Raw genomic sequence first — 12,500 nt, 5'->3', positions numbered from 1 at the left:
GTGAAGCCCTTGCAGTTGCGCGCTTTGCGCTTTTCGCGTTCCCGGAAAAGCTCACCCGTGGTGTCTTCAGTTTACTTTTTTGCTCCCGGAAAGACTCACCTTCAGTGCTGTTGGTGCAGGCGTGATCGTTTAAGGCGTCGCTGTTTCTTGATCGGCTCTCCTCAAACATGTTCGCGCTCAAACAACGCTTTGGTTACCTACCCCTAAACAACGGTGGTCGCCTCTCCGAAAACGCCGCCAGCCCCTCGCTGAAATCAGCGCTTTCGCACGCCCGTCGACGCAGTTCGGCAATCTGCTCCATCGCCTGAACAGGCATGGGCTGCAAATCTTCAAGTATCCGAAGTTGTTCCTTGACCGCCTGGATCGCCAGCGGCGCTTTGTTTGCTATTCCGCGCGCAAGTTCAAGCGCCGTTGCTTCCAGTTTGTCACTGTCGACCAGGCGGTTGATTACGCCGAAACGCTCCGCGCGTGAGGCGTCGAGCGGCTGCGCCCCGAAGAACATCTCTTTCAATACGTGAATTGGCAGATTGTTGAAGAAGCGCAGCAGGCCGCTCGTCGTATAGGGCAAGCCGATGTTCGCCGGTGTCATCGAAAAACGCGCGCTGCCGTCGGCAACAACGAGGTCGCAACTCATCGCCAGATCGACGGCGCCGCCCCACGCGGAGCCCGACACCATCGCAATCACCACACCCGGGTAGGCACGCACGCGGCGCAACACCTGTTCCAACGGCTTGCCGTAGGCGATCGGGTCGCGGTCGTGCGCCAACTCTCCAAGATCGTGGCCCGCGCTCCAGACGTCTTGCCCAACGCCGCTGCCAAGTATCACGACCGGTATGCGCTGTGCAGCAAGCTCGCAAAGGTGCGAGTCGAGCGCTTGCAACAATTCCGCGCTGAGGGCATTCCTGCGCGCAGGATGACTGAACGTCAAGCGTGCGATCCGTTCATCTACGATATCGACCGTTACCGCAAACGGCGATGCGTTCGGTGTGCTCATTGTGTGGCCTCTGCAGCATATTCCAAGATTCGCGGCGCGCTTGATACGCGACCTCCGCGGTCCTGTTTCGAGTTTTGTCTCGGGCTCATAGTGCAGCCCCCGCAGCATGTTCCAAAGTTTGTGGCCTGCTCATTGCCTGGCTCCCGCGCCGAGTTCCAGGTTTTGCGTCGGCGCTCATTGCGAAACTCTAGCGGTGCGTTCCCGCGCCTTCTCCGGCCGCAAATACTCGCCCTGCTGATGCACGGCTTTCGCGGCAAGCAACGCCTCAATTGCGGCCTCATCGAATCCGGCCTCGCGCAACACATCGACAGTATGTTCGCCCAGACCCGGCGGCGCATGCCGGCTCACGTGATGCGAAGAATCGCCCGTTACCGCGGAACTCGACACCGGCGTCACAATCTGACGCAGCGCGCCGAGCGCCGGATGTTCGATCGTTTCCACCAATCGGCAATGCTGCACTTGCGGATCAGCGAACACTTCATCCAGCGTATTGATCGGCCCCGCCGGCAAGCCCACACCGATGAACAGTTCTGTCCACTCCCGTTTGCTGCGCGTCTTCAACCGCGCTTCCAAAGCGGCCTTCAGTTCATCACGATGCGCAACGCGGGCTTCGTTGGTCGCGAAGCGCGGATCGTCGGGCAACGTGGGCAAATCGAGCAATTGGCACAAGCGCAGCCACATGTCCGACGTGATCGGCGCGATGTTGAGCGGACCGTCGGCGGTTTCGAACACCCCATAAGGCGCGATCACCGCATGCGCGTTGCCTGTACGGCGCGGAATGTCGCCAAGACTCAGGTAGCGCTGTCCATGCACGCTCAGCAGCCCCACCAGACTCGCGAGCAACGACGTGCTCACATGCTGGCCACGCCCGGTTCGCTCACGCTCCAGTAACGCGGACAGTATCGCCATCGCGAGCCACATGCCCGAACTCAGATCGCCGATCGCGGTGCCGGTGCGCGTGGGGTCGCCATCGGCGAAACCGGTCAGGCTCATCAACCCGGAATAGCCTTGCGCGATCTGGTCGAAACCCGGCCAGCCGCTCATCGGACCATCGGCGCCGAACGCGTTGATGCTGCCCATCACGAGGCGCGGATTGCGCGCGCTGAGCACGTCATAGCCGAGCCCCATACTGTCGATGGTGCCAGGCTTGAAGTTCTCGATCACCACGTCGGCATCGTCGATCAGCCGGTGAATCGCGGCCAGTCCCTCCGGGTTGCGAAAATCGATGCACACGCCGCGCTTGTTGCGGTTGCAAGATAAGTAGTAGGTACTCACACCCCGGTCGAACGGCCCCCAGGTCCGGCTCATGTCGCCGCCCGGGCCCGGTTCGACCTTGATGACGTCCGCGCCGAGATCGGCCAGCACCATCGAGCAGAACGGCCCCGACAACGCACGGCTCAGTTCGACGACCTTGATTCCTTGTAACGCTTGCATTCAGTTCTCCAGCGAATTGATGACGGGTGCGGATAGCTCGAGCGCTACGTCGACGCGTTGCCTGCAGCGTCCAGTGACTGGTGCGAAAGACCCGAGAGACGTGTCGGCGTTATGCCTTCCGACGGCCAGTGCGAATAGCCCAGGCGAAGCACTCAACGAGGCGCTATTCCGGCAACGTCTGATGACGGGTCTCGACAGCGAATGGCAAGATCAAGAGGCCGATCACAAAGGCCACAGCAGTCCATGCAATCGGCAGTCCGAGCGAACCTTGCCAATGAATCGCGGCAGCCAGCAGGAAGTTCACCCCAGCGCCGAGCAAGCGGCCCACGGACGCATTAAAAGCAAACGCAGTGGCGCGTATCCGGGTCGGGTACTGCTCCGGCAGCCACAGCGAGAAGATCGCGAAATTGCCACCGAAGAAGCCGAGGAACAGCAGAGACACCATGAACAGATTGAGCCCATTCGGCAGATAGAAAACCCAGCCGAAGGCGAACACGATCGACACCGCCATCCCGGCGAAATACACGCCGAGCGCACCCCGTCGCCCCAATCGTTCCGACAGCCACGGCGCCACAAGACAACCGAGAATCGTCCCGACCGACAACACCGCCGCGCCGATCGACGCAAGATGTACAGCGCCGACGCGATCGATGCCGGCGCGCGTCGCCAGCGTCACAACCGCGCTCGCTTCGTAGACCGAACCCGCCCACAAACCGATGATCGCCACGCCCACGAGACTCGCACTCGTCAACGTGCGACGCCGATAAGCCGGCGCGAATATCTCCAGCAGCGGCCGGCGCCTCGTCACAGCCACGGCATTCGTCTGACCGACGCCGTGCGTGGCCTTGCGCCATTGACCCGGCTCCTTCACCTTGAGCACCGTGAAAATCGCCACCAACGCAGGTGCCAGACCGCATAGAAACATCGCGCGCCAGCCATACGTCGCGCCGACCGTATAGTTCAACAAGGCGGCAAGGAAGAATCCAACGTAGTAACCGGTCTGCAGATAGCCCGCGCCCATCTTGCGGCGATCCTCCGGCCAGCTCTCGGCGACATACGTGCCGGCCAGCGCCCATTCGCCACCCACCCCGATACCGGCAATCAGCCGGAAAGCGGCAAGCTCCCAGACGTTGTGCGCGAACGCCGCGGCGCCGGTGAACACCGAGTAGATAAGGATGCTCGCGGCCAGCGTTTTGACCCGTCCGAAACGATCGGCGAGCGGTCCCCAGATGAATGACAGACCCCAGCCGATCAGAAACAATGCAAACAGAATCGAACCATACATGCCGAGATTGCCGGGCGTCGCGGCAATGCCCGAAACAGGCAGCAATTCGGTCAGCGCCGGAATCAGCACCAGCGCGTAGATCACGGAATCCACGCCGTCCAGCACCCATCCCGAGTAAACCGCCCAGAAGCCGCCGATCTGCTCGCGGGTGAGGGGCGTGCGCCGGGGCTTGAGCCCGGCCGTCGATGCAGCGATCGCTTTGGACATCCTTGTCTCCTGTGTCGACCAGAGTTAGCGCTTTAGCGCTTACTCTGGTCCCATGCAAAGCCGTCGATCAGAGTTAGCGCTTTAGCGCTTACTCTGGTCCCATGCAAGATGGTTGCTGCCAGCAGGCGCCGGCCGTTTTGAAGCGGTGCCGGACACCTCAGGCTGGGCACGCTTCGGTTTTTTGTGGATTGAGTATAAGAACGCGCTCGATAATCGAAAAATATGATATTTCTCTAGCTCGATCGGATTTCGTTATGGGAAGAAGGAGCGAGCGACGCACATGGATCTTCGGCAACTGCGGTATTTCGTCAAAGTGGTGGAGTGCGGCAACGTCACCCGCGCGAGCGAAGCGCTGCATATCGCGCAGCCCGCGATCAGCCAGCAGATGCGCAATCTGGAGCGTGATCTGGGAATGCAGTTGCTCGAGCGCAGCGTGCAGGGCGTGGCGCCCACCGCAGCCGGGCAAACGCTCTACCGGCATGCGATCGAGTTGCTGCGGCAAGCCGACAGCACGCGCGAACTGCTACGGCAGGATGCCGAGTTTCCGCAGGGCAGAGTGTCGGTCGCCATGCCTTCGAGCACGGCGCGGATGGTGGCGATCCCGCTTGCACGCACAATTCGCGACCGCTACCCCGGCATCGCGCTGGAGTTGGTCGAAGCACCGAGCGCAGAGCTCGGCAGTCTGATCGGCAGTGGACGGGTGGAGTTGGCTGTCGTGGTGGACGCAGTCGAAACGCGCGGGGTCGCCGCGCAAAAGTTGCTCACCGAGGCGCTCTATCTGATTGCATGGCCGGAATTTCAGATGCCGCGCGAGCCGGTGTCGATCACCGAACTCGCGCGCATGCCGCTGATCCTGCCGAGCGCACCGAATACGATTCGCAGCCGCGTCGACTGGGCACTGCGCGAAGCCGGATTACCGTGCGACATTCTCTTCGAGGCTAGTTCGACCGCGTTGTTATTCGCGGCAGTGATGGCGAAGTTAGGCGTGACGATCTTGCCGTGGACCGCTGCGCACGTCGAACTCGATGAACACAAGCTCAAGCTTGCCAAGGTCGATCACCCGCTGTTCTCGCGCGACCTGTCGCTCTGCTGGCACGACACGGCGTTACTGAGCAATGCCGTGCAGAAGGTCAAGGCGACGATACTCGAACTGTTCGACAGCCTGGGAAAGCGGCCGGAATGGGCAGCGGCGGATTAGGGTGCCGTCGCCTCAAAGCGTCGGCATTCGCGGAGCCGCCTGAGGAAGCGCAGTTGGACCCCAGGCACCGCGCCCTCAGGATGCCTTCACCCGCCGCACAAAGATGCGCCGCGTGAGATCGAACGCCACCAGATTCCCCGCCACCACCAGGAAGAGTCCGACCACCGCCAACGCGGACCATCGGTAGCCTTCGAATACCGTCGACGCCGCCAGCGCCACAATCGGGAACAGTACGGTGCAGTAGGCGGCCCGCTCTGGCCCAATGCGCCCGACCAGCATCAGGTACGCGGTAAAGCCAATCACCGAGCCAAACACGGCCAGATAAGCGAGCGCACCGAGATAACGCGCGTCAGGCTCGATGGAGAACGAAAAGCCGGCCAGCACGCTTCCGACCGTCAAAACGCCGGCGCCGATCAGCATCGCCCAGCTATTGGTCGCGAACGGGTGCAAGCCCATCGATTGCATCCGGCTCGACAGCAGATTGCCGGCCGAAAAGCACAAGGTGCCAAGAAACGCGATAGCGAGTCCCAACCACACCGTGTGGTCACCCAGGTGTCCTGCCATCTGCTGGACAAACAGGCACACGATGCCGACGAGCCCCAACGCCGCACCGGCAATCGCCGACGGTTGTAATGGCCGCCCCATGAAGAGCCGGCCATTGATCGAATTCAACAGCGGCGCGGTGGAAAACACCACCGCCACGAGGCCACTCGGCACCACCTGTTCGGCATAGTAGAAACACAGAAAGTTGAGACAGAAGAGCGCCAGGCCTTGCGCGGCCAGGAAGCGCCAGGCGGCGCGCGGCGGCCAGATCGGCCGGCGCATGATGCGCAGTAGCGCGAACAGTATCAGCGCCGCGATCCAGAAACGCCACGCAATCGACACGGGCGGCGGCACCGCCCCCAATTGCCATTTGATCGCGATCCATGTGGTGCCCCAGATCAGGACGGTGATGGCATAGAGCGAAAGATTCATGACGAAGCCTGTAGCAGCAAAATGCGGAAGCTCAACTATGCTGCCGCGCCCGCCGCCGCACTTGTCCAGGATTGCGCACTTTTTCGGACGGGCGAGCCGCCGGCGACCGCTCGCCGTATACTGAGGCTTACCCTGTCACCGGATGCATCCCGCTCGTTCCGTGAACGCCAGACCGCCCGCCCCCGTGATCGAATCCACCGAAACGCCGTTCGGCCTTCAGTCGGTCTGTCACACGCTGCGCAGCGCCAACGCGAATCTCGAACGGTTCGCGTGGCTCGGCGACCGGCTCGCCATCGCTCTCTGGACCCGCGACACCGAGGAAGCCGAGACCGTCTATGATCGGCCGGGCCATCACACGCTGTCGTGCTATCTGGATGGCGGCTATCGCACCGAGCGCCAGAAAATGCCTGGGCGCTACGGCGCGCCGTCGCGGCTCTGCGCGTTACCTGGCGAACATGAATCACGCTGGTGGGTGCGCGGCCACATGCATTTCATGCATCTTTACTTCCTGCCCGAACACTTCACACAGCGCGCCGTGCAGGAGCTCGATCGCGAGCCGCGCGAACTGACGCTCGCCGATCGCACCTATTTCGAAGACGCCCGCATCGCGAGCCTGTGCCAATCGCTCGCCAATGAAGACTGGCAAGACTCCGACAGCTTGCTGCGCACCAATGAAACCGCGCATCAGGTGTTGAGTCTGCTGCTGCGCGCACAAGGCGTGCGCCGCACGGATGCGTCGCTCAAGGGCGGCCTGTCGGTCGCAACGCGGCGGCGCTTGCGCGACTACATCGAGAGCCATCTGGCACACACGCTCACACTCGGCGAGCTTGCCGGTGTAGCAGCATTGTCGGAATATCATCTGGCGCGCATGTTCCGCACGTCGTTCGGACTACCGCCCGCTGCGTGGATCGCGCAGCAACGGCTCGAACGCGCACGCACGCTGCTGCGCACCACGAGACTGCCGCTCGCGCAAGTCGCGGAACAATGCGGCTATGCGAACGCCAGCCATTTCAGCCACCGTTTTCGTGAAAGCGTCGGCGTGGCGCCGACAGCGTATCGGCAGGTGGTCAGCGCCGCATAGTGGCTAGCCGGGCGCCCTCACTGCAAAGCCATTGCCAGCACACGCGCCACATGGATTGCGTCGACGCCCGCGCCGTCGTAAATCTGATGCCGGCAACTCGTGCCATCCGCGACCATCACCGTATTGCCGTCAATCTTGCGCACCGCGGGCAGCAATGACAGTTCCGCCATCGCCTGCGATGTGGCGTAATGCTCGGCTTCGTAGCCAAAGCTGCCCGCCATCCCGCAGCACGACGACTCCACCGTCGACACCTTCAAATCAGGAATCCAGTTCAGCACGGTTTGCACCGGCGTGAACGCGTCGAAGGCTTTTTGATGGCAGTGGCCGTGAACGAGCGCCTGCTCCTTGCCCAACGGCTTCAACGCAAGCTGCAAACGCCCGGCTTTTTCCTCGCGCACCAGAAACTCTTCGAACAGAAACGCCTGCTTCGAAAGCCGCTGTGCTTCCTCGCCGAAGCCATAGTGCAAAAACTCGTCGCGCAACGACAGCAAACACGACGGCTCCAACCCGACGATCGGCACCCCACGCTCCACAAACGGCTTGAACAGATCGAGCATGCGCCGCGCTTCCTGCTTCGCTTCATCGACCAATCCGGCCGCGAGGAAGGTACGGCCGCAACACACCGGGCGCTCGCCCTGACGCGTATTGAAGTGCACTGTGTAACCGGCCGCCTCCAGTACTTGCTGCGCGGCGCGCGCGTTTTCAGGTTCCATGTTGTTGTTGAACGTATCGACGAACAACAGCACTTCTTTCAGCGCGCCACCTTGGGCCGGCCGGGTCGTCACTGCGTTGGACAGAAACGATTTCTTGAAGCGTGGCAACGCACGTTCGGGCGCGAAACCCACCGACCGCTTGAACCACGCTGACAACACCGGCACGTTGTCGGCCAGCACCATCAAGCCCGGCACACGGCTCGCGGTTGCCGCATAGCGCGGCATGAAGGCCACGAGTCTGTCACGCAGACGCAGCCCGTGCCGTTTGACGCGCGCCGCCCGCGCCTCGATCTTGAACTTCGCCATGTCGACGCCCGTCGGGCAATCGCGCTTACAGCCCTTGCACGACACGCACAGGTCGAGCGTGTCCTTGACCTCGTCGCTGGCGAGTCCTGCTTCGCCGAGTTGCCCGGAGATTGCCAGACGCAACGTGTTCGCGCGTCCCCGCGTCACATGTTGCTCATCCTTCGTCACGCGATAACTCGGGCACATGGTGCCCGCGTCGAACTTGCGGCAATGGCCGTTGTTGTTGCACATCTCGACCGCCTTCGCGAGACCGCCCGACAGATCGTTGCCGCTGCCTGGCAGCGTCTCCTGCCCCGTCAGCGGATCGCGTTCGACGTTCCACGCGGACCAGTCGAGCGCGGTCTCGATCCGGTGCGCTTTGTAGCCCGGCGCAAAGCGGAAATTACGCGCGTCGTCCATTTTCGGCGGACGCACGATCTTGTCAGGATTGAAGCGATTGTCCGGATCGAACAGCGTCTTGATCTCGGCGAACGCCTGGTTCAGACGCGGCCCGTATTGCCACGCGACCCATTCGCCCCGGCACAAACCGTCGCCGTGTTCACCGGAATACGCACCCTTGTATTCACGCACCAACGCCGCCGCTTCTTCGGCGATGGCGCGCATTTTCACCGCGCCGTCGCGCCGCATATCGAGAATCGGCCGCACGTGCAACGTGCCGACACTCGCATGCGCATACCAGGTGCCTTCGGTGCCGTTGCGGTGGAACACTTCAGTCAGCCGGCTCGTGTATTCCGCCAGGTGCTCGAGCGGCACCGCGCAATCTTCGATGAAGGAGACCGGCTTGCCGTCGCCCTTCATGCTCATCATGATGTTCAGTCCGGCTTTGCGGACTTCCCACAGCGCCTTCTGTTCGCTCGCGGCAGGCATCGCGACGACTGAATCGGGCAAGCCCAGATCAGCCATCAACTCAGTAAGCTGCTTGAGCGACGCAAGTTGCTGGTCACGGTCATCGCCCGCGAATTCCACCAGCAGGATCGCTTGCGGCTCACCGACCAATGCCTTCTCGATCACCGGCCGGAAGGCAGGATTGCTCATCGCCAGATCAATCATGGTGCGATCGACCAGTTCCACGGCCACCGGTTTCAGCTTGACGATGTGTTGCGTGAGATCCATCGACTGCCAGAAAGTCGGGAAGTTGACCACGCCAAGCGTCTTATGCGCGGGCAGCGGTGCGAGCTTCAGCGTCAGTTGCCGGCTGAACGCCAGCGTGCCTTCCGAACCGACCAGCAGATGCGCGAGATTCGCCATACCGTCGTCGGTATAGGCGCGCGGGTTCTGGCAATCGAACATGTCGATGTTGTAGCCTGCTACGCGCCGCAGCACCTTGGGTATGCGTTCGACGATTTCATCATGCTCCCGCTCAGCGATCCGCTTGACGCCCTCCACTATCTGCTGCAAGCGCGCGCCTTGCGGCGTCTCGCGCAACGACGCGAAACGTGCTTCGCTGCCGTCGACGAGAATGGCGTCGATCGCGTCGACGTTGTGCACCATATTGCCGTATTCGATCGAGCGCGAGCCGCACGAGTTGTTGCCGGCCATTCCGCCGATCGTGCATTGCGCCGCCGTCGAGACATCGACAGGAAACCACAGGCCGTGAGGCTTCAACCATGCGTTCAGATGATCCAGCACGACGCCCGGCTCAACAGTCACCGTGAGCGCGTTTGCATCGAACGCGACGATGTTGTTCAGCCACTTGCTGGTGTCGATCACCAGCGCCTCGCCGACGGTCTGGCCGCATTGGCTCGTGCCCGCGCCGCGCGCGAGTAACGGTACCTTCTCACTTCGCGCAATTTCCAATGCGATGCGCAGGTCGTCCTGATCGCGCGGCACCACTACGCCGATCGGTGTGATCTGATAGATCGACGCATCGGTTGCATAACGGCCGCGGCTCGCCGCATCGAACAGCACGTCGCCGCGCAACGACTTGCGCAGATGCTGCGCGAGCGGTGTCGTCAGGCGCGCGGCGGACGGAACAAGATGAATCGGCTTGACGAGTAAAGCGGAAGTGGGGTTCGACATATCGTCGGCCTATAAGAAAACGGGCTAGTACAGCGTCAGACTGATCGGTGCGAGCCCTTCAATGCGCCCGCTCGCCGTGCCCGCGCTCTGCGGAAAAAACATGCCGGTGTACGAACCGGTGGTGACGACCATCTCCGGCGTGATCGCGATGCCGCGCGACGTGGCGTGATTGACGAGCCATGTCAGCAGGCGTCGCGGATCACCCGCCGGATTGGCAGGCGTCGCTTCCACCACGTCGTGCCCTTCAAAGCTGAAACGTGCCGACGGCGCCACAAACGGAAAGTCCTCGCGATACGGCGTAAATTCACCGACGATCAGCGCACCGTGATTCTGCAAGTCCGCGAGTTGGGCGAGCTTGTCGACCTTGGGCCACGCTGCATAACGGCTCGCCACGATTTCGATGGTCGCGCCAATCGAGCCGATGCCCGCGTGCACTTCGGCTTCGCTATAGGGTGTCGTGGAAGGCTCGAAGCGGCGGCCGAAGCGGAATGCGATCTCCAACTCGAGCCCGAGCGGCGCGAAGGCTTCGCGTGGCAACCGTGCGCCGTCTGCGTGCAGATCGCGCGCAGGCAATGGTGCGCCCTGGATCGGGCCGCTGTCGGATTTCGCACCAATCTTCCAGCCGCCAATCGGCGCGTCCAGTATGCGCAGGATGTCGTGCTGGATCGCGTAGGCAGCCACGCCGTCTGCGGGCGTTTGCTCCGGCGGCAACGCATCGAGCGTCAGATGATCGCGGCGCGCCTTGGCAAGACGTTGACTCAATGGTGTTGTCATTTCTTTGAAGGCGAAGAGAGGGAACGGTGCATCTGGCTTACACACCCACTGTTGTAACGTGCGCGTCGGCCGCGTCGAGCTCGAATTTGCTTTCGGGCTGCATACGGAACGCGAGCACCACGCCAATCGCCATCAACAGCATGCTGCCGACGAACGGCAACTCCCAGCTACCGAAGTAGTCGATCAGAAATCCGCCGACCACCGGCGAGATGATCGCGGCCAGTGCCGAGCCGGTGTTCATCATGCCGCTCGCGGTGCCCGAGTATTCCGGCGCGATATCCATCGGGATCGCCCACATCGGGCCGATCGTCATTTCGGCGAAGAAGAAGCCTGACGCGAGACACGCCATCGACAAATACAGGTCGTGCGTGAACATCAGCGGAATCAGGGAGAGCAGACAAAAGAACATGCACACCGACACCATCCAGCTTCGCGCACGCTTCAGGCTGCGGGTCCGCGTGAAGATCCAGTCGGTCACGATACCGCCGAGCGTGTCGCCGATCACACCGGCAAAGAACACGACTGATGCGAAGATCGCCGACTTTTGCAGTTGCAGGTGGTAGCTGTGCAGGAAGTACTGCGGAATCCAGCTAAGGAACAGCCACAATGTCCAGCCGTAGCAGAAGTACACGATCGTCACCGGCCACATGCGGCGAAACAGTTTTCCCCACGGCACACCGGCCACTTTCGCCTTCGGCGCGGGCAAGACTTCGAGTTCCTCGGTCGTGATACGCGGATGATCTTTCGGATGTTCGGTGAACGTGAACGACCACACCGCCACCCACAGCAGGCTGAACACGCCGCAGATATAGAACGATTCGCGCCAACCCCAGGTCGCCATCACCAGCACGATCAAGCCGGGCGCAACCGCATTGCCGATACGCGATGCCGCGTGGGTGATGCCCTGCGCGAAGCCGCGCTTTTCTTTCGCGACCCAGCGCGCCATCGCGGATGTGGCGGCGGGAAACGTGGCGCCTTCGCCGAAACCAAGCAGCACGCGCGCGGCCAGCAACGAAACCAGGCCACCGGCGAGGCCGGTCAGCAAAGTCGCGACGCCCCAGATCGCGCCGCAGAAAATCAGCGTGCGTTTCGCACCGAAGCGGTCACTGACCCAGCCACCGATGATCTGAAAAATCAGATACGGATAGGCAAAGGCGGAAAACACCAGGCCCACTTCCGTATGGGAGAGGCCGAACTCTTTGCCGAAACCTGCTGCCGCGGTGCTGACGTTGACGCGGTCCAGGTAAGTGATGAAGTACATGATGCATAGCATCACTAGAACGATACTGGTCGCACTGCTCACACGAAACCGCTTCATCGTCTCTCTCCATTGCAGTCTATCGACGGCGCGCCTGGAATGGCGCGCTGCGTCGTCGCCCGGCGACATATGCCGCGGGAACATCGCATGTTGTTCATGAGCCGCGTTCTATGCGCGGCCTCTTGAGGGAAGTACTCCCCGCCTTCCCTTGCTGCGAGATGCGCTGTTACGCTGTGGCTCGCCGTTGCGCTGAGGC

9 protein-coding genes are annotated in these 12,500 nt (G+C 62.0%); 2 read left to right on the top strand and 7 right to left on the bottom strand.

The features are described from left to right. Window positions 1–193: 193 nt before the first annotated feature. From scpB to ACUN0E_RS06190, 3 genes are all read right to left on the bottom strand, one after another. Entirely contained in the window at window positions 194–994 is an 801-nt protein-coding gene (gene scpB, locus ACUN0E_RS06200) for a methylmalonyl-CoA decarboxylase (protein ID WP_445565985.1), read from the bottom strand. A gap of 174 nt (window positions 995–1,168) precedes the next feature. Then, window positions 1,169–2,428, bottom strand: coding sequence for a CaiB/BaiF CoA transferase family protein (locus tag ACUN0E_RS06195; protein ID WP_445565984.1), 1,260 nt, complete (start codon window positions 2,426–2,428; stop codon window positions 1,169–1,171). Between the two features lie 163 nt (window positions 2,429–2,591). Then, entirely contained in the window at window positions 2,592–3,920 is a 1,329-nt protein-coding gene (locus ACUN0E_RS06190) for an MFS transporter (protein ID WP_445565983.1), read from the bottom strand. 280 nt (window positions 3,921–4,200) lie between these two features. Between ACUN0E_RS06190 and ACUN0E_RS06185 the strand changes: the two genes are divergently transcribed. After that, complete coding sequence (locus tag ACUN0E_RS06185; protein WP_445565982.1) at window positions 4,201–5,118, top strand: LysR substrate-binding domain-containing protein; 918 nt, start codon at window positions 4,201–4,203, stop codon at window positions 5,116–5,118. Between the two features lie 75 nt (window positions 5,119–5,193). Here the strand turns inward: ACUN0E_RS06185 and ACUN0E_RS06180 are convergent, their stop codons facing one another. Then, window positions 5,194–6,093, bottom strand: coding sequence for a DMT family transporter (locus ACUN0E_RS06180; protein WP_445565981.1), 900 nt, complete (start codon window positions 6,091–6,093; stop codon window positions 5,194–5,196). 142 nt (window positions 6,094–6,235) lie between these two features. On the opposite strand from ACUN0E_RS06180, the gene ACUN0E_RS06175 reads away from it, so the two are divergent. After that, a complete protein-coding gene (locus tag ACUN0E_RS06175) occupies window positions 6,236–7,174 on the top strand; it encodes a helix-turn-helix domain-containing protein (protein ID WP_445565980.1) in 939 nt (312 codons plus the stop codon). Window positions 7,175–7,191: 17 nt separating this feature from the next. Here ACUN0E_RS06175 and ACUN0E_RS06170 read toward each other — a convergent pair whose 3' ends face one another. Genes ACUN0E_RS06170 through ACUN0E_RS06160 form a run of 3 tightly spaced genes read right to left on the bottom strand, consistent with a single transcriptional unit; the run spans window position 7,192 to window position 12,304 of the window. After that, on the bottom strand, window positions 7,192–10,212 hold the full coding sequence (locus tag ACUN0E_RS06170; RefSeq protein WP_445565979.1) for an FAD-binding and (Fe-S)-binding domain-containing protein: 3,021 nt from the start codon (window positions 10,210–10,212) through the stop codon (window positions 7,192–7,194). A 24-nt stretch (window positions 10,213–10,236) separates the two neighbouring features. Next, the gene (locus tag ACUN0E_RS06165) at window positions 10,237–10,986 is read right to left on the bottom strand and encodes a 2-keto-4-pentenoate hydratase (RefSeq protein ID WP_445565978.1); all 750 of its coding nucleotides are present in this window, start codon (window positions 10,984–10,986) and stop codon (window positions 10,237–10,239) included. A 37-nt stretch (window positions 10,987–11,023) separates the two neighbouring features. Then, a complete protein-coding gene (locus ACUN0E_RS06160; protein WP_408389719.1) occupies window positions 11,024–12,304 on the bottom strand; it encodes an MFS transporter in 1,281 nt (426 codons plus the stop codon). Window positions 12,305–12,500: the final 196 nt, after the last annotated feature.

Source organism: Paraburkholderia sp. D1E (genome assembly GCF_052682275.1).
The sequence above is the reverse complement of the archived record's forward strand: the minus strand, read 5'-3'. Positions and strand labels throughout refer to the sequence as shown.